This is a genomic window from Cellulosimicrobium cellulans (assembly GCF_016907755.1).
Classification (GTDB): domain Bacteria; phylum Actinomycetota; class Actinomycetes; order Actinomycetales; family Cellulomonadaceae; genus Cellulosimicrobium; species Cellulosimicrobium cellulans_D.
Map to the genome: position 1 here is coordinate 2,544,392 of NZ_JAFBCN010000001.1, position 21,444 is coordinate 2,565,835.

A 21,444-nucleotide genomic window follows, 5' to 3' on the forward strand; every position below is an offset into this window, starting at 1 on the left:
CCGCCGCTCGTTCCTCGCGGCTCCCGCCAGGCCCGCCACGACGCGGCACCACCACCCACCCCGACCGGCGTCGTCTCGCCCTGGTCTCTGCTCACCTCGGGCGACCGCCCGCGGTGTCGGCCCGCCTGTGCCGTGCTGGCCCACGGGTGGGCCCGACTGTCGGGGCGACCGACCTGTTGGGCACGGCCTGGGCTCTTCCTCGGTAGACCACGGCTCTCCATCTGCAGACACGGCCCTACCCCGGCCCACCACGGCCTACCCCGGCCCTACCCCGTGCGACCACGGCTCTCTTTCGGCAGGTGCGGTTCGTGCCATGTGGGCCCGAGACCCGACCGTCCTCCCGACGGAGGCAAAGGCCGTGTTCCGGGGCGGGCCGGCGTGCTAGCGTCGGGGCCGATCGTGAATCGAGCCGAGGAGGTGAGTCCCGTGAACGCTGTGTCCGTACCGGGCGCTCCCTCGCTGCCCACGATCGCGCGACGGCGGTAGTCGTCGTCGGGAGCGCTCGCCGCACCATCGCGAGAGGCGACTCCCATGCGCACCACCACACCTTCTTCTGCACCGGGCACCTCAGCAGCAGGTCTCCCGGTACCTGATCTCCGGGCATCCGATCCGGTCCCGACGTCGGGCGAGCGCGCCCTCGTGCTCGGGGGCGGCGGGTCTACCGGCAACGCGTGGCTGATCGGCGTCGTCGCCGGGCTGGCCGACGCCGGGCTCGACGTGTCCTCGACGGCCGACCTGACCGTCGGGACGTCGGCGGGGGCGACGACGGCGGCGCAGCTCGCCGGAGCGACGCCCGCGGAGCTGTACGCGGCCGCCCTCGTCGCGCCCACGCGCCCGCAGGCGGGGCCGGGCGGCCCGCACGCGGGCGGGGACCGCACACGGCAGGCGGCGGACCAGATGGCGCGGACGGCCGCGGTCGTCGCCGGTGCCCAGGACGCGGCCGACATGCGCCGCAGGCTCGGGGAGGCGGCGCTCGCCCTGCCCTCGTCGTCGGACGAGGCGGTGCAGTCCCGGTGGCGGGCCACCGTCGCCGCGCGCCTGCCGAACCCGTCCTGGCCCCTGAGAGCCGTCCACCTCACCGCCGTCGACGCGCGGACCGGTGAGTCCGCCGTCTTCGACCGGCGCAGCGGGGTCGGCCTCGTCGACGCCGTCGCGGCGAGCTGCGCGAGCGGGTTCGCCTACCGGGTCGGGGAGGCGCAGTACATCGACGGGGGATACCGCCGCAACGAGAACGCCGACCTCGCGGCCGGGCACCGGCGCGTGCTGGTGCTGTCACCCTTCGGAGGCAGGACACGGGCGCCGCTGGACTGGGGTCTCCAGCTCGCCGTGCAGGTCGACGAGCTGCGCGCACGGGGGAGCGAGGTCGAGGTGATCGTCCCGGGCCCCGACGCGGACCACCTCTTCGGGCCGCAGGCGATGGACCTGTCGTTGCGCCCGGCGGCGGCCGAGGCCGGGTACGAGCGGGGCACGGCGCTCGCGGAGCGCGTCGCGGCGCTCTGGTGCTGACTGGAGCTCACCGGAGCTGACGCAGCGGTAGCCCGGGTCGTTCAGGCCCGGGCCACCGCCCGCTCAGGCGCGGGTGCGGGTCGTCAGGACGACGCGCGTCGAGCCGGCGACGAGGAGCGCCGAGCCGAGCATGTGCAGCCCGACGAGGAGCGCGGGCAGGCCGGTGAAGTACTGGACGTACCCGATCAGTCCCTGCCCCAGCGTGATCGCGAGCAGGATCCAGGCCGCACGGCGCACCTGCTGCGGCCCGCGACGGACGCTCACGAGGTAGGCGACGAGGACGGCGACGAAGACCCACACGGCCCACGCGTGGAGCTTGCTCATGAGCGCGGGGTCGACGGCGAAGCGGTAGCCGACCTCCTCGTCGCCGCTGTGCGGGCCGGCGCCGGTGACGACGACGCCGAGGACGACAACGAGCGCCGTCAGCCCGTACAGCGTCCAGGCGAGCGCGCGCGAGCGTGCCGCGACCGTCAGGACGGGCGGCCCGTCGCCCTCGCCGGACCGGTGCAGGAGGAGCAGCGAGACGGACACGAGCGCGGCCGAGACGACGAAGTGCAGCGACACCCACCCCGGGTGCAGGTGCAGCAGGACGATCACGCCGCCGATGACCGCCTGCGCGGCGACGCCGAGCAGCGGGACGGCGCCGAGGAGCCGGTAGGACAGGACGCGCGAGCGGTCGGTCCACACGAGCACGAGGGCCGCGATCGCGATGACGCTCAGCACCCCGGTGAGCGTGCGGTTCCCGTACTCGACGAACTGGTGGTACGTCGTCTCGGGGTGGAACTTCGCCGCGAACTGCCCGGGCTCGCACTGCGGCCAGGTCGAGCACCCGAGCCCCGAGCCCGTGAGCCGCACGGCACCGCCGGTGACGATGATGCCGATCTGCGCCACGAGGTTCGCGACGAGCACCGGTCGCGTCCAGCGGCGCCAGCGAGCGAGCCGGTCGGGCCGGGTGGTGCCGTCACCGGTGGCGGCGCCTACGGGGCTGTCGGCGGGAGCGGGGTCGAGCGCAGGGGGCGGGGTGCTCACGGACCCCACGGTATCGGGGCGCGCGGGCGGCCCCGGAATCCTGCGGGTGTGAGATGCGCCCGGGGCTCAGGTCCAGCGGAAGAGCTTGCCCGCGCCCCAGCCGAGCGCGGCGGTCCAGCCGAGCAGCACGACGACGGAGAACGGCGGCACGGAGCCGTCGAGCAGCGCGCCGCGCATCGCTTCGCCGAGGGCGCCCGACGGCAGCAGGAGCGCGACGTGCTCGAGGGGACCGGGGAGCTGGTCCGCCGGGACGAGGACGCCGCCGCCGACGGTGAGCAGCACGAGGACGAGGTTCGCGACGGCGAGCACGCCCTCGGCGCGCAGGGTGCCCGCGAGCAGCATCGCGAGCGAGGTGAAGGCGGCTGTCCCGAGCAGCACCGCAAGGAGGGCCGCGGGGATCCCCGCCGGGTCGGGCTGCCAGCCGAGCGCGAGCGCGACGGCCGTGATGACCACGACCTGCACGACCTCGACGGCGAGGACGCCGAGCACCTTCCCCGCGAGGAGGCCGCCGCGGCCCAGGGGAGTGGTCGACATGAGGCGCAGGACGCCGTTGCGCCGGTCGAATGCCGTCGCGATGGCCTGCGACGTGAACGCCGTCGACATCACGGCGAGCGCGAGGACGCCGGGCGTCACGAAGTCGACGCGCGTCGCGCCGCCCGTGTCGAGGTCGACGAACGACGTGAGCACCAGCCCGAGCAGGAGCATGACCGGCAGGATGATCGTGACGAGGAGTTGCTCGCCGTTGCGCAGGATCATGCGCGTCTCGAACGCCGTCTGGGCCACGACGCGGCGCCACGCGGGCGCGGCGAGCTCCGTGCTCGGGGTCTGGCTCGGGTTCCGGGTCTCGGACGTCGTCCGCGGGGTCGTGCTCATCGCAGGTGCCGTCCCGTCAGGTCGAGGAACACGTCCTCGAGCGTGCGGCGACCCACCGTGACGCGCGAGGCGAGGACGCCGCGCGCGGCGAGCCACGTCGTCAGCGCCACGAGCGTCGCGGGGTCGGCAGGGCCGGTGAGGGTGTACGAGCCGGGCTGGGGCTCGGCGACGCTCCACGCCGCGGGGGCGGCCGCGCCGTCGGGCAGACCTGCTCCGGCGAGCGCGTCGCTCAGCCCGTCGAGCCCGAGCCCGGGCGTGGCCTCGAAGCGGACGGTGCGGTCCGCCTCGCCGTCGGCGCCGGACTCGAGCAGGTCGCGCGTCGCGCCCGCGGCGATGACCTTGCCGTGGTCGACGACGTAGACGTGGTCGGCCAGGTCCTCCGCCTCGTCCATGAGGTGGGTCGTGAGGACGATCCCCACGCCCTCCGCGCGCAGCTCGCGGACGAGCTCCCACACGGCGTGCCGGCTCTGCGGGTCCATGCCCGCGCTCGGCTCGTCGAGGAAGACGACCTCCGGACGCCCGACGATCGCCGCGGCGAGCGCGAGGCGCTGCCGCTGCCCGCCGGACAGCCGCCGGACGGTCGTGCGCGCGAAGCTCTCCAGCCCCAGGCGCTCGGTGAGCTCGCCGACGTCGCGCGGCCGCGCGTACATCGACGCGACGTGCCGCAGCATCTCCAGGGCGCGCACCCCCGTCGGGAGCCCGCCGTCCTGGAGCATGACGCCGACGCGCGGGCGCAGGTCGCGCGCGTCGGTCAACGGGTCGAGGCCGAGGACCTCGACACGCCCGGCGTCGGGGGAGCGCAGGCCCTCGCAGCACTCGACCGTCGTGGTCTTGCCGGCGCCGTTGGGGCCGAGCACCGCGGTGATCGCGCCGCGCTCGGCGGTGAGGGACACGCCGTCGACGACGGCACGACCGTCGTAGCGCTTGACGAGGTCGTGCACGAGCACGGCGGGGGCGGGCACCCGGCGAGTCTAGGGGGCGGGTCCGCCGCTCAGGATCCGCGCCCGGCCCGGAGCGCTCGGGTGTCGCGTACGCCACATCCCGGTGCCCCAGGGGGCGGTCTGAGGGTCGCCTTGCTTGCGTTCGGGCAATTAGGGAACAACCATGTTGTCTATATCGGTTCCAGATCTGTCACCCCGTGTCAGGCCGCGCCACGCGCACGCGCGCCCACGGGACGCACCACGGGAGGTGAGCATGGCCGCAGGATCCGTCCGACCGGACGCGCTGCGCGCTGCCACCCCCGCGGTCGGGCAGGCCGCAGCGCCGACCGCTGTGCCCCCCGCCGACGTCGACCGCCGCACGCGCGAGCGCGTGCTCGAGCTCGTCGCGAGCGCGGGCCCCGTGAGCGCCGCCGACCTCGCCGCGACGCTCGGGCTCACGCCCGCCGCCGTCCGCCGCCACCTCGCCCTCCTCGAGGAGGACGACCTCGTCGCCGTGCACGACGCCGGGCAGCACACCGGGATGCGCGGCCGCCCCGCGCGGCGGTACGTCACGACGTCGGCCGGGCAGGGCGAGCTGAGCGGCACCTACGCCGACCTCGCGACCCAGGCGCTGCGGTACCTGCGCGACGTCGCGGGACCGGACGCCGTCGAGCGCTTCGCCCAGGACCGGCTCGCCGAGCTCGCCGACCGCTACGAGGGCCGGCTCGACGCGGACGACGTCGAGGGCCGGGCCGCCCAGCTCGCGGCGGCGCTCGCGGACGACGGCTACGCGGCGAGCGTGCGCCCCGTCCCCGGCACCTCCGCGGTGCAGCTCTGCCAGGGTCACTGCCCCGTGCAGCACGTCGCGGAGGAGTTCCCGCAGCTCTGCGAGGCGGAGGCGCAGGTCTTCGCCAAGCTGCTCGGCTCGCACGTGCAGCGACTCTCGACGCTCGCCACGGGCGCGCACGCGTGCACGACCAACGTCCCCGTCCGGGCGCGCGGTCGCCCGACGTCGGGCAAGACCTGACCCGAGGGGCGCACCGCCGCCCCGAGGCACGCACGACCTCCCCCGCAAAGAACCCTTGTACCGACTGCCCCCGCCCGCACACGACGGACAGTGGAAGGACGACCATGAGCGCTCCCACCCAGGACGCCACCGGCACGGCCCAGCCGACCGGTGAGAAGCAGACCGACGACGAGATCATCGCCTCGATCGGCGCCTACGGATACGGCTGGCACGACAGCGACGCCGCCGGGGAGGCCGCGCAGCGCGGCCTGTCCGAGGACGTCGTGCGCAACATCTCGGCGCTGAAGGACGAGCCCGAGTGGATGCTCAAGACGCGTCTCAAGGCCCTGCGCCTCTTCGACAAGAAGCCCATGCCGAACTGGGGCTCCGACCTCACGGGCATCGACTTCGACAACATCAAGTACTTCGTGCGCTCCACGGAGAAGCAGGCCGCCTCGTGGGACGACCTGCCCGAGGACATCAAGGAGACGTACGACAAGCTCGGCATCCCCGAGGCGGAGAAGCAGCGCCTCGTCGCGGGCGTCGCGGCCCAGTACGAGTCCGAGGTGGTCTACCACCAGATCAACGAGGAGCTCGAGCGCCAGGGCGTGATCTTCCTCGACACGGACACCGCGCTGCGCGAGCACCCGGAGCTCTTCCAGGAGTACTTCGGCACCGTCATCCCGTCGGGCGACAACAAGTTCGCGGCGCTCAACTCGGCCGTGTGGTCGGGCGGGTCGTTCGTCTACGTCCCGCCGGGCGTGCACGTCGAGATCCCGCTGCAGGCCTACTTCCGCATCAACACGGAGAACATGGGCCAGTTCGAGCGGACGCTGATCATCGCGGACGAGGGCTCGTACGTGCACTACGTCGAGGGCTGCACCGCGCCGATCTACTCGTCCGACTCGCTGCACTCCGCGGTCGTCGAGATCATCGTCAAGAAGAACGCCCGCGTGCGGTACACGACCATCCAGAACTGGTCGAACAACGTGTACAACCTCGTGACCAAGCGGGCGACCGCGGCCGAGGGCGCGACGATGGAGTGGGTCGACGGCAACATCGGCTCCAAGGTCACCATGAAGTACCCGGCGATCTACCTGCTCGGCGAGCACGCGCGCGGCGAGACGCTCTCGATCGCGTTCGCGGGCGAGGGCCAGCACCAGGACGCCGGGGCCAAGATGGTCCACGCGGCGCCGCACACGTCGTCGTCCATCGTGTCGAAGTCGGTCGCGCGCGGCGGTGGCCGCACGTCCTACCGCGGCCTGGTCCAGGTCCTCGAGGGCGCCTCGCACTCGGCCTCGACCGTGCTGTGCGACGCGCTGCTCGTCGACCAGGTCTCCCGGTCCGACACCTACCCGTACGTCGACGTCCGCGAGGACGACGTGTCCATGGGGCACGAGGCGACGGTCTCGCGGGTGAGCGAGGACCAGCTGTTCTACCTCATGTCCCGAGGCATGGAGGAGACCGAGGCGATGGCCATGATCGTGCGCGGGTTCGTCGAGCCCATCGCGCGCGAGCTGCCCATGGAGTACGCGCTCGAGCTCAACCGCCTCATCGAGCTGCAGATGGAAGGGTCCGTCGGCTGATATGACCACCACCACCATTCCCGAAGAGGCCGGTCTGACCACCGACCACTCGCGCGCGCAGGCCGACGGGGCGCACTCCCACGGCGTCGTGCCCCAGGGCTCGCGCGCCGAGCGGCTCACGTCGTTCGACCTCGCCGACATCCCCGTGCCCCACGGGCGCGAGGAGGAGTGGCGCTTCTCGCCCGTCGCGCGCCTCGCACCGCTGTTCGACGAGAAGCTCGTCGGGCAGAGCGGCGGCGGCGACGTGCGCGTCACGGTCGTCGAGGCCCCCGAGGTCGAGGTCTCGATCGTGGGCCGCGACGACGCACGGCTCGGCACCGCCGGCAAGCCGGGCGACCGCACCGCCGTGACGGCGTGGAACGCGTTCGAGCAGTCGACGGTCGTCACGGTGCCGAAGGAGGCCGTCGCCTCGGACGTCACGTCCGTGCGCGTCGAGGGCCACGGCTCCACGCCGACCGCGAGCCACGTCCTCGTGCGTGCCGAGCGGCACTCGGAGGCCGTCGTCGTGCTCGACCACGTCGGGACCGCGACGCTCAACGAGACGGTCGAGATCGTCGTCGAGGACGGCGCGCACCTCACGGTCGTGTCGGTCCAGGACTGGGCCGACGGCGCCGTGCACGCCTCCTCGCACCGCGCCCGCATCGGGCGCGACGCGCGGCTCAAGCACGTGGTCGTGACGCTCGGCGGCGACGTCGTGCGCGTCACCCCGGACGCGGAGTTCACGGCCGAGGGCGGCGACGTCGAGATGGTCGGCCTCTACTTCGCGGACGCGGACCAGCACCAGGAGCACCGCCTGTTCGTCGACCACGCCGTGCCGCGCTGCAAGTCGCGCGTCACGTACAAGGGCGCGCTGCAGGGCGAGGGGGCGCACGCGGTGTGGGTGGGCGACGTGCTCATCCGCGCCGAGGCCGAGGGCACCGACACCTACGAGCTCAACCGCAACCTCGTCCTCACGGACGGCGGGCGCGCGGACTCGGTGCCGAACCTCGAGATCGAGACGGGCGAGATCGAGGGCGCGGGGCACGCGTCCGCGACCGGCCGGTTCGACGACGAGCAGCTCTTCTACCTGCAGGCCCGCGGCATCCCGGAGGCCGAGGCGCGCCGCCTCGTCGTTCGTGGCTTCTTCGCGGAGCTCATCCAGGAGATCGGCGTCGCGTCGGTCGAGGAGCGCCTGCTCGAGGCGATCGAGCGCGAGCTGAGCAAGTCCATGTCGATCATCGACGGGAGCGCCGAGCTCGCCGAGGCGACCGCGTGACCGCACAGCCCGCCTGCACGACGTCCGACCTCGGCCCGGAGGAGGCGCTCCGCGTCGAGCTCCCGGCCGAGGACGGGCGCGTCGTCGAGGTCGCGGTCATCCGTGACGGCGACGGCGACTGGCACGCGATCTCGGACATCTGCTCCCACGGGGCGGTGTCCCTGTCGGACGGCGAGGTCGAGGGCTGCTTCGTCGAGTGCTGGCTGCACGGCTCGCAGTTCGACGTGCGGACCGGCATGCCGACCGCGCTGCCCGCGATGCGCCCCGTGCCCGTGTATCCGGTGACGGTCGACGGCGAGCAGGTGCTCGTCGACGTCGACCGCGTCGTCGCTCCCACCTGACCCACATCCTGAACCGGCGCACCGCGCGCGCCCCACGGCTCACCAGAACCTCTTGGAGAAGAACCACATGTCCACTCTCGAGATCCGCGACCTGCACGTCAGCGTCGAGACCAAGGAAGGGCCGAAGCCGATCCTGCGCGGCGTCGACCTGACGATCGCCAGCGGCGAGGTCCACGCCATCATGGGCCCGAACGGCTCGGGCAAGTCCACGCTCGCCTACTCGATCGCCGGCCACCCCAAGTACCAGGTCACCAGCGGCACCGTGACGCTCGACGGCGAGGACGTCCTCGCGATGAGCGTCGACGAGCGCGCCCGCGCGGGCCTGTTCCTCGCCATGCAGTACCCGGTCGAGGTCCCCGGCGTGTCCGTGTCGAACTTCCTGCGCACCGCCAAGACCGCGATCGACGGCGAGGCCCCCGCGCTGCGCCACTGGGTCAAGGACGTCAAGGGCGCCATGGAGCGCCTGCGCATGGACGACTCCTTCGCCGAGCGCTCGGTCAACGAGGGCTTCTCCGGTGGCGAGAAGAAGCGCCACGAGATCCTCCAGATGGAGCTCCTCAAGCCGAAGTTCGCCGTCCTCGACGAGACCGACTCGGGCCTCGACGTCGACGCGCTGCGCATCGTCTCCGAGGGCGTGAACCGCGTCCACGGCGACACCGACGCGGGCATCCTGCTCATCACGCACTACACGCGCATCCTGCGCTACATCAAGCCGGACTTCGTCCACGTCTTCGTCGACGGCAAGGTCGCCGAGGAGGGCGGCTCCGAGCTCGCCGACCGCCTGGAGGAGGAGGGCTACGACCGCTACCTCACGGGCTCGGTCGAGTCCGCCTCGGCCGCCTCGGCCTGAGCGGTCGCACCACGTTCGAGGAGACGACCATGACGACCACCGCGCACCCCGCAGGGCACGCAGGGCAGCACGCCGGTCCGCCGACGCGCCTGACCGACGTCGAGCTCGCCGCCGTGCGGGCGGACTTCCCGCTGCTCGAGCGCACCGTGCGCGGTGGTCGTCCGCTCGTCTACCTCGACTCCGCGGCGACGTCGCAGAAGCCGCAGGTCGTCCTCGACACCGAGGTCGACTTCTACGAGGAGCGCAACGCGGCCGTGCACCGCGGCGCGCACCAGCTCGCCGAGGAGGCGACCGAGGCGTTCGAGGACGCCCGCGCGGACGTCGCGGCGTTCGTCGGGGCGCGCCCCGGCGAGATCGTCTGGACGTCCGGCGCGACGTCCGCGATCAACCTCGTCGCGTACGGGATCTCGAACGCGACGCTCGGGCGCGGGGGAGAGGCGGCCCGCCGCTTCGCGATCGATCCCGGCGACGAGATCGTCATCACCGAGGCGGAGCACCACGCGAACATCGTCCCGTGGCAGGAGCTCGCGGCCCGCACGGGCGCCGTCCTGCGCTGGTTCGACGTGGACGACGACGGCCGCGTGCGCGTCGAGGACGCGGCGGCCGTCATCACGGAGCGGACCAAGATCGTCGCGTTCGCCCACGTGTCGAACGTGACGGGCGCGATCACGCCCGTCGACCCGATCGTGGCCCGGGCGCGTGAGGTCGGTGCGCTCACCGTGCTCGACGCGTGCCAGTCCGTGCCGCACCTGCCGGTCGACCTGCCCGCGCTCGGCGTCGACTTCGCCGCGTTCTCGGCGCACAAGATGCTCGGCCCCACGGGCGTGGGGGTGCTGTACGGGCGGCGCGAGCTGCTCGAGGCGCTGCCGCCCGTGACGACCGGCGGGTCGATGATCGAGGTCGTCACGATGACCGAGTCGTCGTACATGGCGCCGCCGCAGCGGTTCGAGGCGGGCACGCAGGCTGTCGCGCAGGTCGTCGGGTTCGGCGCGGCCGCGAAGTACCTGCACGAGCTCGGCATGGACGGCGTCGCGGCGCACGAGCACGAGCTGGCCGCCGAGCTGCTGCGCATCGGGGAGATCCCCGGCGTGCGGATCATCGGCCCGCGCGAGCCGGTGGACCGCCTCGCCGTCGTGTCGTTCGTCGTGGACGGCGTGCACGCGCACGACGTCGGCCAGGTGCTCGACGACGCCGGCATCGCCGTGCGCGTCGGTCACCACTGCGCCCAGCCCCTGCACCGCCGGTTCGGGATCGCCGCGACCGCGCGCGCGTCCGCGTCGGTGTACACCACGCGCGAGGACGTCGACGCGTTCCGGGAAGCATTGGCCGGGGTGCGCGCGTTCTTCTCGGTGGACTGAGAGAGGACCCGATGAGCTCGATCGAGCAGATGTACCAGCAGGTCATCCTCGACCACGCCAAGACCCCGCACGGCCGGGGCCTGGTCGAGGTGGCGGACGGCGCGGCGAGCGGCCAGTCGCACCAGGTGAACCCCACGTGCGGCGACGAGGTGACGCTGCGCGTCGAGCTCGCCGGCGACACCATCGACCGCGTGAGCTGGGAGGGGCAGGGCTGCAGCATCTCGCAGGCGTCCCTGTCCGTGCTCACCGACCTCGTGTCCGGCCGGCCCGTGACCGAGGCCGAGCACCTCGGCGAGGTGTTCCGCGAGCTCATGGGCTCGCGCGGCAATGGCCTCGACGAGGCCGCGGAGGACGAGCTCGGCGACGCCACCGTGTTCACGGGCGTCTCGCGCTACCCTGCGCGTATCAAGTGCGCCCTGCTCGGCTGGGCCGCGCTGCGCGACTCGCTCGTCACCTCGGGCGCCCTGAGCACGCTGGGCGACGCATCAACCGCAGCAGCTTCCGACGCGGCGCTCGCCGCGCGGGGAACGACGGAGGAGAACCGATGACCACCGAGACCGGCGCGCCCGCCGAGGGCGTCACGCCCAGCCCGCCGAACGTCGCCGACGTCGAAGAGGCGATGCGCGACGTCATCGACCCCGAGCTCGGCATCAACGTCGTCGACCTCGGCCTCGTCTACGGCATCCAGATCGACCAGAACAACCACGCCGTCATCGACATGACGCTCACGTCCGCGGCGTGCCCGCTGACCGACGTCATCGAGGACCAGTCCGCGCAGGCCCTCGAGGGCCTCGTCGACGGCTTCCGCGTCAACTGGGTCTGGATGCCGCCGTGGGGCCCGGAGAAGATCACGACCGACGGCAAGGAGCAGCTCCGCGCGCTGGGGTTCAACGTCTGACGATCCCTCTCGTCCGTCCACGACGCCGCGTCCCCTCGGGGGCGCGGCGTCGTGCTGTCTCCGGCCGTTCGACCCGCGGGCCGCGGCCCGCGGACGTGCCGCTCCGGGCCGCCGCTGCTCACGATCCGATTGCGATCCTTCCGGTGCGTTGACGAGGACTGTCCTGAGTGTTGGGATATGTGCGCCCACACCACTTTTCGGAGGATGACGTGACACAGCAGGACCAGACCGGCGCGGGCGGTTCCCCGCGGCAGGTGCGTTACCGCGGCCGGCACCTCCCGATGGTCGCCGTGGTCATCGCGGCGACCATCGCCACCGCGCTGGCGTACAGCGGCATGGTCCTGTTCGGTCTCGAGGTGGCGCACATGTCGCCGCTCGAGGCGTACGGGCTGGCGGGCTTCCTCGAGATCAGCCTCGTCGCGGTGGCGCTCATGGCGCGCAACGCGGCGCTGGAGGGTCGCCCGTACGGGGTCCTGCTCGCGCTCACGTGGGTGCTCTCGGGCACGTCGGGCCTGTTCGCGGCGCTGCACGAGATCGCCGTCCCGACGGCGAGCACCCCGTACATGGTGGTGTTCCGGTTCGTGCCGCCGCTGGTGGCCGCGCTCATGTGGCACCTCGCCCTCGTGGGGGAGCGGCACATGGTGACGGGCCACACGCTCGAGGAGCGTCGTCGTGAGCTGCGCGTCCACGGCTACGTCTCCGCCCTGGAGCAGTGGCGCGACGCGCGCGCCGACAGCGCTGGCTCGTCCGGGGACCTGCGCAAGGTCCGCGCCGCGCACGAGCGGCAGCGTGCCGCCCGCGACGCCGCGCTGAAGCTGCTGACGGTCGAGGACTTCGAGCGCCGCATGCTGGTCTGGGTCGACCGCCTGGAGGCGGCGGAGCGCCACGGCAACCGGCTCGACCTCATCGGGGCGAGCTCGGTGAAGCGCGGCACCGCGCGCGGGTCGGCCGAGGCCGCCGGGCCGACCGAGGCGACGGCGGTCGTCGTGGACCGGACCGCCGCGCCGGCCGCGACGCTCGTCGAGACGCACCGCCAGGAGACCCTCGCGCTGGAGTCCGCGCGCGACGCCGAGGCCCGCCCGGAGACCCCGACGCCCGTCGAGCAGGCCCGCGACCTTCCGGCGGTCGAGCCGAGCCAGAAGAGCTCGGCCGCTGTCGCACCGGCCGAGGCGCCCGCCGTCGAGCGGGACGCCGAGCCGGAGGTGGAGCCGGATGTCGAGCCTGCGCGCGAGGCGAACGACGAGAAGCCGTACGTGCCCGAGACGGCGTTCGAGGCGCTCCCCGACCTCGAGGCGCGGGTGAAGGAGCTGTTCGGGCGTCCGCTCCCCTGGGACCAGCCGGTCCCGGAGGACGACGGCGCGGCGCCGGTCGTGGAGCCCCCGGCCGTGACGGGTCACACCCGGCGCGTCGAGGTCTTCGACCTCGTCGGCAGCACGAACGGCGCGCAGGCCGCGGCGACGGAGGCGGACGACTCCTCCCTCGGCGAGGACCCGACCGCGGAGCGCGACCGCCGCATCGTCGAGCTCGCCCGCCAGGGCATGAAGCAGGGCGAGATCGCCCAGAAGGTCTCGGCGTCGCGGTCGACCGTGAGCCGCGTCGTGCGCCGCTACGAGGACCAGCGGCCCGTGACGGACGACGACCGCGAGCTCGCGAACGCCTGACGCACCGGGTCGCGCACGGTCGTCCGGCCACCGTGGCCGACGTCCGACGCGCCCACCACCTGACGCCGCGTCCCCGCCCCGGGGGCGCGGCGTCGTGCTGTCCTCACCGCACCGGGGCGCGCACGTGATGGCCTTCGATGGGGGTACTGGGGACCTTGGTCCCAGACGGCTGATGTGGTCAGACCACCTCCCCTAGGGTCGGGAGCAGGGCACCGGTCGCACCCGGACCGGGACCTCGACGCAGCCCCCGCCTCTCGAAAGTGCTCCCCGTGGCCTCCCTCTCTCACTCCCCGTCGGACGCGGTCGCTCCCGCCGTCGGCGGTCCCCTGGACGGCGACCGGATCGTCGTCGTCGGCGCCGGCATGACGGCCCACCGCCTGGTCGCGGGCCTGCGCTCGCGTGACCCCGAGGGCTGCTGGTCGCTCACGGTGATCGGCGACGAGCCGCACGAGCCGTACGACCGCGTGCACCTGTCGGAATGGTTCGACGCGCGCGACGCGCAGGCGCTCACCCTCGACCGCGGCCCGTGGGACGACCCCCGCGTCACCATCGTCACGGGGGACGCGGTCGCGTCGCTCGACCGCACGGCGAGCGTCGTGACGACGCGATCGGGCCGCCAGGTCCACTACGACCGCGCGGTGCTCGCGACGGGCTCGTGGGCGTGGACGCCGCGCGCCGAGGGCACGGATCTGCCTGGCCTGTTCACCTACCGCACGCTGGACGACGTCAAGCGGCTGGCCGAGTGGGTCCGGCTGCGCGAGCGGGCGCTGGGCCGGGCGGTGCGCGGCGTCGTCGTCGGCGGTGGCGTGCTGGGTCTCGAGGCCGCGGCGGCGCTCCAGCGGCTGGGTGCCGAGGCCACGGTCGTCGAGTTCGCCGACCGGCTCATGAGCGTCCAGCTCGACCAGGGCGGCGGCGAGATGCTGCGCCTGCTGATCGAGGACCTCGGTGTCACGGTGCGTACGGGCGCGGGCGCGCACCGGTTCCTGCCCGCGGGCGACGGGTCCGTGGGCTCGGTCGAGCTCACCGACGGGTCCGCCCTGCCGACGGACGTCGTCGTCTTCTCGGTGGGTATCCGCCCGCGCGACCGCGTGGCCCGCGAGGCGGGCCTGGCCATCGGCGAGCGCGGCGGCGTCGTCGTCGGCGAGGCCTGCCAGACCTCCGACCCGGGCGTGTGGGCGATCGGCGAGTGCGCGTCGGTCGACGGCGTGTGCGCGGGCCTGGTCGCACCGGGGAACGACATGGCGGACGTCGTCGTCGACCGCTTCCTGGGCGGCGAGCGCGTGCACCGCCGCGCCGACGACGGCACGAAGCTCAAGGGCGTGGGCGTCGAGGCGGCGTCGTTCGGGGACGTCAACGCGGTGAGCGCGGGCGCGCTGGAGGTGTCGTTCGTCGACCCGATCCACCGCCGGTACCGCAAGCTGGTGCTCTCGGACGACGCGACGACGCTGCTGGGCGGCGTGTTCGTCGGCGACATCGAGCTCTACTCCGCGCTGCGGCCCCTGCTCGGCCGCCCGCTCGGCGCGGACCCCGCCGCCGTCATCGCGCCCGACGGCGAGGGCCTGGCCGACACCGAGCTGCCCGACGAGGCCGTCGTGTGCTCGTGCAACAACGTGGACGCGGGCACGGTCCGCTCGGCGGTGACCGAGCACGGCTGCCGGACGATCGGGCAGGTCAAGGAGTGCACGACGGCCGGCACGGTGTGCGGGTCGTGCGTGCCCGCGCTCACCAAGCTGCTGAACGCCGAGCTCTCCCGGGCGGGCGTCACGGTCTCGGACGCGCTGTGCGAGCACTTCGCGATGTCCAGGGCGGCGCTGTACCGGCTCGTCCGCGAGGAGGGGCTGCGGACGTTCTCCGAGGTCGTCGCGGCGCACGGGACGGGGCGCGGGTGCGCCGTCTGCCGCCCGACGGTCGCGTCGATCCTCTCGACGTTGCGCCGCGGGCACGTCCTGGAGGGCGAGCACGCCGCGCTGCAGGACACCAACGACCACGTCATGGCGAACCTGCAGAAGAACGGCACGTACTCGGTGATCCCGCGGATGCCCGGGGGAGAGGTGCGCGCGGACCAGCTCCTGGAGTTCGCGAGGGTCGCCGACGACTTCGGGCTCTACGTCCGCGTGACCGGCGGTCAGCGGCTGGCGATGTTCGGCGCGCGGCTCGACCAGCTCCCGGAGATCTGGCGGCGCCTGACGGCCGTCGGCTTCGAGTCCGGGCACGCCTACGGCAAGTCGCTGCGCACGGTGAAGACCTGCGTCGGACGCACCTGGTGCCGGTTCGGCGTGCAGGACTCGTCGGCGATGGCGGTCCGGCTCGAGCTGCGCTACCGCGGGCTCCGCTCGCCGCACAAGATCAAGTTCGGCGTCTCCGGCTGCGCGCGCGAGTGCGCCGAGGCGCGCGGCAAGGACGTCGGCATCATCGCGACGCACAAGGGCTGGAACCTCTACGTGGGCGGCAACGGCGGCGCGCAGCCCGCGCACGCCCAGCTCCTCGCCGAGGACCTCGACGACGAGACCCTGGTCCGCTACGTCGACCGGTTCCTCATGCTCTACGTCCAGGAGGCCGACCGCCTGCAGCGCACGGCGCCGTGGGCCGCGGAGCGCGCGGGCGGGCTGGACGAGCTGCGGCGCGTCGTCGTCGAGGACTCGCTCGGCATCGCCGACGAGCTCGAGGCCGCGATGGCCGAGCACGTGCGGGAGTACGAGGACGAGTGGGGCGCGACGCTCGCCGACCCGGCCAAGCTGCGCAAGTTCACGCCGTTCGTCAACGCGCCCGAGGCGGTCGACGGCGACCTCGCGTTCGTCCCCGAGCGCGGCCAGGTCCGTCCCGCGGACGAGGGCGACGCCGTCGCCTACCCCGACCCGCGCGCCGCGCGCGACGTCGCGCTCGTCGCGGCCCGTGCCGAGCTGGAGGACGCCCGATGAGCACGTTCGTCGACATCTGCGCGCTCGACGACCTCGACCCTGAGCGCGGGGCCGGCGCGCTCCTGGGCGACACCCAGGTCGCCGTCTTCCGGCTCGCCGACGGCACCGTGCGCGCCGTCCAGCAGCGGGACCCGTACTCGGGCGCCAACGTCATGTCGCGCGGCCTCGTCGGCACGCACCGCGTCACCGGCGACGACGGCGCGGAGCGCGACGTCGACACGGTCACCACCCCCATGCTCAAGCAGGTGTGGGACGTCGACACCGGCGAGGTGCTCGACGCCGGGGGCAAGGACCGCAGGTCGCTGGCGGTCTTCGCGGCCGAGGTGCGCGACGGTCGCGTCCTGGTCGCCGACGCGCCCGGAGCGTCCGCACCCTCGCTCTGACCGACGGGTCTGCGCGCTGTGCATCGCCCCGGAGAGCAGGGCACGGCGGCACGACACGCGCCCGACGGTCCCGCCCGGGGAACCGGCGATCCCCTAGCCTGACGGCATCCCGTCAGCAGGCGCGGACCACGCGCCGCGCGTCGCAAGGGAGCCGCTGGTGCGCGTCCTGCTCGTCATCGACCAGTTCGAGGATCCCACCAACGGGACCACGATCTCGGCCCGGCGCTTCGCCGTCGCCCTGCGCGAGCGCGGCCACGAGGTGCGCGTCGCGTGCTGCCGAGGTGCGGCCCGCCCGGGTGACGCCGACCCCGAGAACCGCGCGGACGGCGTCGTGCGCTACCGGCTGGAACCCCTCGGCGTCCCGGGCTTCAACAGGGTGATCGCGGGCCAGGGCTGGGTGCTCGCCAAGCCTGACGACGACGTGCTGCGCGACGCCCTGGGCTGGGCCGACGTCGCGCACGTCATGTCGCCGTTCTGGCTGGGCTCCCGCGCCAAGCGGCTCGCGGACGCGCTCGGCGTCCCCTCCACGGCCGCGTTCCACGTGCAGCCGGAGAACGTCACGTACAGCCTCGGCCTGGGGCGGGTCGCGCCGCTGAACGACCTCGTTTACGCGATGTTCCGTCCGTTCTACGACCGGTTCGGGCACGTCCACTGTCCCAGCCGGTTCATCGCCGGGGAGCTGCGCGACCACGGCTACCGGGCGGCCCTGCACGTGGTGTCCAACGGCGTCGACCCGGGGTTCGTCCCGCGCACGCTGCCGAAGAGCGCCGACCTGGCCGGCCGGTTCGTCATCACCATGACGGGGCGGCTGTCCCGTGAGAAGCGGCAGGACGTGCTCCTCGACGCCGTCGGGCGGTCCCGGCACGCCGACCGTATCCAGGTCGTGCTCGCCGGCCGCGGTCCGCTCGCCGAGCGGTACGCCCAGCAGGGCGCGTCGCTGCCGCACCCGCCGAGGATCGGCTTCCTCGCCCAGGACGGGCTCCGGGACGTGCTGGCCATGAGCGACCTGTACGTGCACGCCGCCGACGCGGAGATCGAGGCCCTCGGCTGCCTCGAGGCCGTCGCGACCGGCCTCGTCCCGGTGATCTCCGACTCCCGCGCGTCGGCGACCGGGCAGTTCGCGCTCGACGAGCGCAGCCTCTTCCGCGCCGGGGACGCCGCAGACCTCGCGCGCGCGATCGACTACTGGGTCGAGCACGACGAGGAGAGGACCCGCATGGGTCCGGCCTACGCCGCGGTCGGCCGGGAGCACGCGCTCGACGTGTGCGTCCCGCAGGTCGAGGACATGCTGCGCCTGGCGGTCGTCGAGGGAGGCGGCTCGGTCGACTCCGCGCCGGTCGACCGGGACGACGCCGAGCACCGGGCGCCGGGGCGCTCGCATGAGTGCTGACCGCCGCGGTCACGGGTCCGCGGCGCCGCGGCTCTGGAGCCGTTTCGACTCGGTCTTCTTCGACGTCGCGATGGCCGTCGTGCGGTGGTACGGGTACGTCGTCCACGGGCTCCGGGTCACGGGGCGCGAGCACCTCGCCGCCGAGCGCAGCGGAGTCGTCACGGTCGCCAACCACGTGCACTACCTGGACGGACCGTGGGTCGCCGGGCAGCTCCGCGGCCGGCGCGCCGCCGTCGTCTCCCAGCCCTCGAACTTCCACCTGCCCGTGGCGGGCGTCCTGGTCAGCCACCTGCTCGCCGTCCCGCTGCCCCGCGGGCCGGGCGAGCTCTCCGCGTTCGAGGCGCGGCTGCGCCGGACCCTCGACGCCGGCCAGGGCGTGCACTTCTTCCCCGAGGGCGCGCTGGTCATGTACGACACGACCCTGCGCCCGTTCCGGCGCGGTGCGTTCGTCTACGCCTGCCGGCTGGCCGTGCCCGTCGTGCCGATGGTCTTCACCTACGGCCGACGGCCGTGGTGGCGCCCCCGACCACCGATCCGGCTGACGATCCTCCCGGCCGAGCATCCCCGGGGCGCCGCTCCCGCCGACATCGCCGAGCTCCTCGCCCGCTGCCGGGCGGCGATGGAGTCGGTCGTCGCAGGGGCTCCCGACGACGTCGCCCGGCGGTGAGGACTCCCGGGCCTACAATCGCTCGTCCCGGCAACGGTGCCGGCAGCACGACCGAAGGAGTCCCGACACCCATGCTCGCCGCGTGGGGCGCGCTCGCCCTGCTCACCCTCGTCCACCTCACCGCGCAGCTCGCCGGCGCCTCGACGCTCGCCGACACGTCGCAGTGGTTCCTCATGCCCTTCCTCGCGGTCTGCCTGTGGCTCGCGACCCGACGACGCGACGGCGGTGGCTCGGGTCGGCGCTCGCGGCTGGTCCGGTTCACGCTCGTCGCGCTGGGCTTCTCGTGGCTCGGTGACACGGCGCCCGACCTCGCCGACGGGGACACGGCGTTCCTCGTCATGGTCGGGTTCTTCCTCTGCGCCCAGGTGACGTACACGCTCGCGTTCTGGCCCTTCCGCGCCGGGTCGGTGCTCCGTCGTCCGCTCGCGCTCGCGCCGTACCTGGTCGCCTTCGTCGCACTCGTCGTCGCGTGCGCGCCCGGTGCCGGGTCGCTGCTCGTCCCGGTCGTCGTGTACGGCGCGTGCCTCGTGCTGATGGCCGTGACGGCGACGGGCGTGGACCGCCTGGCGGCCGTCGGCGGGGCGGTCTTCCTCGTGTCGGACGCGCTCATCGCCCTCGACGCGTTCGCGCCGTGGTACGCCCTGCCCGCGCACGGCTTCTGGGTGATGCTCACCTACGTCGTCGGGCAGCTGCTCCTCGTCCTCGGCGTGCTCCGGCGGGAGCGCGCCGCAGCGGTGCCCGTCGAGGAGAAGGGCGGCGCCGCGTGGGCGTCGACGTGACGCTCGCTGGTTCCCGCTGACCCGACCCTCAGGCGTCGAGCGAGCGGACGACGCGCGCGGGCGTGCCGACGACGACGGTGCGTGCCGGGACGTCCCGGGTGACGACGGAGCCGGCCCCGACGACGGCGTCGTCCCCGATCGTCACCCCGGGGAGGACGGTCACGTTCGCGCCGAGCCACACGTTGCGGCCGAGGACCACGGGCGCGGGGTGCATGTCGGCGCGCCGGGCCGGGTCGAGGTCGTGGTTGAGCGTCGTGAGGACGGCGTTGTGCCCGATGAGGCAGCCGTCCCCGACGGTGATGCCGCCCTGGTCCTGGAACCGGCAGCCGGAGTTGATGAAGACGTCTCGGCCGAGGGCGATGTTCTTGCCGAAGTCGGCCGTGAACGGCGGGAAGAGGGTCACGGACTCGTGCACGGGCCTGCCCGTCAGGTCCGCGAGGAGCTCGCGGACGCGCTCGGGCGAGCGGTACGCACCGTTGAGCTCGCCGGCGACGCGCAGCGCCTCCTGGCTCGTGCGGTGCATGACGGCGTGCAGCGGCGAGCCGCCGGGGATCGTCCGCCCGGCGTCGAGCTCGGCCAGCAGGTCGTCCAGGTCCACGTGTTCCTCTCAGTCGGTGCGCGACGGCGCGGTGGCCGGAGCCTCCGCGGCCGCCCAGGACGCGAGCAGGCGCAGCGACTCCTCGGTCGGGGAGCCGGGGGTCGCGGTGTACACGGTCATGCCGAGCCCGGGGTCGCCGTGGAGCTCGAGCGTCTGGTAGTGCAGCTCGAGGTCCCCGACGACGGGGTGGCGGAAGGTCTTCTGCCCGGCGTAGTGGCGGCGCACGTCGTGGGACGCCCATAGCTCGCGGAACCGCTCGCTCCGCGTCGAGAGCTCGCCCACGAGGGCCTGGAGGCGCCGGTCGTGCGGGCTGCGGCCGGCCTCGCGGCGCAGGATCGTGACGTTCGTCCACGCCGCGCGGTCCCAGTCGGGGTAGAAGTCGTGCGACGCGGGGTCGAGGAAGATGTGCCGCGAGAAGTTCGCCGGGCAAGCCAAGCCCGCGACCATCGGCGCGTACATCGCGTACCCGAGCGCGTTGGCTGCGACGAGGTCCATGCGGTTGTTCTGGATGAACGCGGGCGCCGTCGTGATCGCGTCGAGCAGGTACTGCAGCTCGGGGCGCACCGGGGTGTCGCCGTGGCCGCGCTGCGGGCGGGCGCCGACAGGGTTCGCGGTGCGCGCGAGGTCGAGCAGGTGCTCACGCTCGGCCGTGTCGAGGAGCAGGGCACGCGCCACCGACTCGAGCACGACGTCGGACACGCCCCGCAGGTTCCCGCGCTCGAGCCGCGTGTAGTAGTCCACGCTCATGCCGGCGAGCCGGGCGACCTCGTCGCGGCGCAGCCCCGCGACGCGGCGACGGCCGCCGAACGTCTCGATGCCGGCCTGCTCGGGGGTCACCCGGGCCCGGCGGCTCATGAGGAACTCGCGCACCTCGGAACGGTTGTCCATGGCCTCCACGTCTTTCACGGTACGTCGGGACGACGGCCGGTCGCCCGACGTCGTCCGATCAGAACGCGACGAGCGTCTTGAGGGACTCGCGGCGGTCCATCGCGGCGTAGCCCTCGGCGATGTCGTCGATCGCGACGGTCTTGTCGAACACCCGGCCGGGGTCGATCTCGCCGCGGAGCACCTGCGGGATCGCGTCCTCGAGGTACGCGCGGACGGGCGCGGGCCCGCCGGTGAGCGTGATGTTGCGGCCGAACAGCGAGCCGAAGCCGACCGGTGCGTCCTCGTACTGCGGGACACCGACGCGGCTGATCACGCCCCCCGCGCGCACGACGCCGTAGGACTGCTCGTAGGCGGGCATGTGCCCGACGGCCTCCAGCACGACGTGGCTGCCCAGGCCGTCCGTGAGGTCGAGGACCCGCTGGATCCCCTCCGCACCGCGCTCGGCGACGACGTCGGTCGCGCCCCACTCGCGCCCCAGGTCGGTCCGCGACGTGTGGCGGCCCATGAGGATGATGCGCTCGGCGCCCATCTGCCGTGC

21 protein-coding genes are annotated in these 21,444 nt (G+C 73.6%); 15 read left to right on the plus strand and 6 right to left on the minus strand.

What is annotated here, in order from left to right; translation table 11 throughout:
• Window positions 1–531: 531 nt before the first annotated feature.
• Window positions 532–1,506 (plus strand): patatin-like phospholipase family protein, encoded by a 975-nt coding sequence (locus JOE63_RS10970; RefSeq protein WP_204541319.1) that lies wholly within the window; start codon window positions 532–534, stop codon window positions 1,504–1,506.
• Window positions 1,507–1,569: 63 nt separating this feature from the next.
• Here the strand turns inward: JOE63_RS10970 and JOE63_RS10975 are convergent, their stop codons facing one another.
• The 3 genes from JOE63_RS10975 to JOE63_RS10985 all read right to left on the minus strand — a co-directional run bounded on the left by JOE63_RS10975 (window position 1,570) and on the right by JOE63_RS10985 (window position 4,370).
• A complete protein-coding gene (locus JOE63_RS10975; protein ID WP_307840033.1) occupies window positions 1,570–2,535 on the minus strand; it encodes a COX15/CtaA family protein in 966 nt (321 codons plus the stop codon).
• A gap of 66 nt (window positions 2,536–2,601) precedes the next feature.
• Window positions 2,602–3,408, minus strand: coding sequence for an ABC transporter permease (locus JOE63_RS10980; RefSeq protein WP_087471874.1), 807 nt, complete (start codon window positions 3,406–3,408; stop codon window positions 2,602–2,604).
• Window positions 3,405–4,370, minus strand: coding sequence for an ABC transporter ATP-binding protein (locus tag JOE63_RS10985; RefSeq protein ID WP_087471875.1), 966 nt, complete (start codon window positions 4,368–4,370; stop codon window positions 3,405–3,407). The genes JOE63_RS10980 and JOE63_RS10985 overlap by 4 nt, the downstream gene beginning before the upstream one ends.
• Before the next feature lie 232 nt (window positions 4,371–4,602).
• Here JOE63_RS10985 and JOE63_RS10990 point away from each other — a divergent pair, with 232 nt between their 5' ends.
• The 14 genes from JOE63_RS10990 (at window position 4,603) to JOE63_RS11055 (ending at window position 19,420) form a co-directional block, all read left to right on the plus strand.
• Entirely contained in the window at window positions 4,603–5,355 is a 753-nt protein-coding gene (locus tag JOE63_RS10990) for a helix-turn-helix transcriptional regulator (protein WP_087471876.1), read from the plus strand.
• A gap of 104 nt (window positions 5,356–5,459) precedes the next feature.
• The gene (gene sufB / locus JOE63_RS10995; protein WP_239576688.1) at window positions 5,460–6,920 is read left to right on the plus strand and encodes a Fe-S cluster assembly protein SufB; all 1,461 of its coding nucleotides are present in this window, start codon (window positions 5,460–5,462) and stop codon (window positions 6,918–6,920) included.
• Window position 6,921: 1 nt separating this feature from the next.
• Window positions 6,922–8,175 carry a Fe-S cluster assembly protein SufD gene (gene sufD / locus JOE63_RS11000; RefSeq protein ID WP_087471878.1) on the plus strand — a complete coding sequence of 418 codons (1,254 nt, stop codon included), beginning with the start codon at window positions 6,922–6,924 and terminating at the stop codon, window positions 8,173–8,175.
• Entirely contained in the window at window positions 8,172–8,516 is a 345-nt protein-coding gene (locus tag JOE63_RS11005) for a non-heme iron oxygenase ferredoxin subunit (RefSeq protein ID WP_047234320.1), read from the plus strand. Before sufD ends, JOE63_RS11005 begins: the two co-directional genes overlap by 4 nt.
• Before the next feature lie 67 nt (window positions 8,517–8,583).
• Window positions 8,584–9,366, plus strand: coding sequence for a Fe-S cluster assembly ATPase SufC (gene sufC / locus JOE63_RS11010; RefSeq protein WP_204541325.1), 783 nt, complete (start codon window positions 8,584–8,586; stop codon window positions 9,364–9,366).
• A 29-nt stretch (window positions 9,367–9,395) separates the two neighbouring features.
• Window positions 9,396–10,724 carry a cysteine desulfurase gene (locus JOE63_RS11015; RefSeq protein ID WP_204541328.1) on the plus strand — a complete coding sequence of 443 codons (1,329 nt, stop codon included), beginning with the start codon at window positions 9,396–9,398 and terminating at the stop codon, window positions 10,722–10,724.
• A gap of 11 nt (window positions 10,725–10,735) precedes the next feature.
• Window positions 10,736–11,272 carry a Fe-S cluster assembly sulfur transfer protein SufU gene (sufU, locus tag JOE63_RS11020; RefSeq protein WP_204541331.1) on the plus strand — a complete coding sequence of 179 codons (537 nt, stop codon included), beginning with the start codon at window positions 10,736–10,738 and terminating at the stop codon, window positions 11,270–11,272.
• Entirely contained in the window at window positions 11,269–11,622 is a 354-nt protein-coding gene (locus JOE63_RS11025; RefSeq protein WP_047234322.1) for a metal-sulfur cluster assembly factor, read from the plus strand. Before sufU ends, JOE63_RS11025 begins: the two co-directional genes overlap by 4 nt.
• Before the next feature lie 209 nt (window positions 11,623–11,831).
• Window positions 11,832–13,283 carry a helix-turn-helix domain-containing protein gene (locus JOE63_RS21665; protein ID WP_204541334.1) on the plus strand — a complete coding sequence of 484 codons (1,452 nt, stop codon included), beginning with the start codon at window positions 11,832–11,834 and terminating at the stop codon, window positions 13,281–13,283.
• 269 nt (window positions 13,284–13,552) lie between these two features.
• A complete protein-coding gene (nirB, locus tag JOE63_RS11035; protein WP_204541337.1) occupies window positions 13,553–16,201 on the plus strand; it encodes a nitrite reductase large subunit NirB in 2,649 nt (882 codons plus the stop codon).
• Entirely contained in the window at window positions 16,198–16,584 is a 387-nt protein-coding gene (locus JOE63_RS11040) for a nitrite reductase (NAD(P)H) small subunit (RefSeq protein ID WP_087471884.1), read from the plus strand. Before nirB ends, JOE63_RS11040 begins: the two co-directional genes overlap by 4 nt.
• Window positions 16,585–16,741: 157 nt before the next feature.
• Entirely contained in the window at window positions 16,742–17,974 is a 1,233-nt protein-coding gene (locus JOE63_RS11045; RefSeq protein ID WP_204541340.1) for a glycosyltransferase, read from the plus strand.
• A complete protein-coding gene (locus tag JOE63_RS11050; protein ID WP_204541343.1) occupies window positions 17,964–18,641 on the plus strand; it encodes a lysophospholipid acyltransferase family protein in 678 nt (225 codons plus the stop codon). Before JOE63_RS11045 ends, JOE63_RS11050 begins: the two co-directional genes overlap by 11 nt.
• A 71-nt stretch (window positions 18,642–18,712) precedes the next feature.
• Entirely contained in the window at window positions 18,713–19,420 is a 708-nt protein-coding gene (locus tag JOE63_RS11055; RefSeq protein ID WP_204541346.1) for a lysoplasmalogenase, read from the plus strand.
• Window positions 19,421–19,448: 28 nt separating this feature from the next.
• Here the strand turns inward: JOE63_RS11055 and JOE63_RS11060 are convergent, their stop codons facing one another.
• Genes JOE63_RS11060 through JOE63_RS21790 form a run of 3 tightly spaced genes read right to left on the minus strand, consistent with a single transcriptional unit; the run spans window position 19,449 to window position 21,435 of the window.
• The gene (locus JOE63_RS11060; protein ID WP_204541349.1) at window positions 19,449–20,018 is read right to left on the minus strand and encodes a DapH/DapD/GlmU-related protein; all 570 of its coding nucleotides are present in this window, start codon (window positions 20,016–20,018) and stop codon (window positions 19,449–19,451) included.
• Window positions 20,019–20,027: 9 nt separating this feature from the next.
• Window positions 20,028–20,906, minus strand: coding sequence for a helix-turn-helix transcriptional regulator (locus JOE63_RS11065; RefSeq protein ID WP_204543654.1), 879 nt, complete (start codon window positions 20,904–20,906; stop codon window positions 20,028–20,030).
• Between the two features lie 58 nt (window positions 20,907–20,964).
• Complete coding sequence (locus JOE63_RS21790; protein WP_374059067.1) at window positions 20,965–21,435, minus strand: zinc-binding dehydrogenase; 471 nt, start codon at window positions 21,433–21,435, stop codon at window positions 20,965–20,967.
• Window positions 21,436–21,444 lie beyond the last annotated feature (9 nt).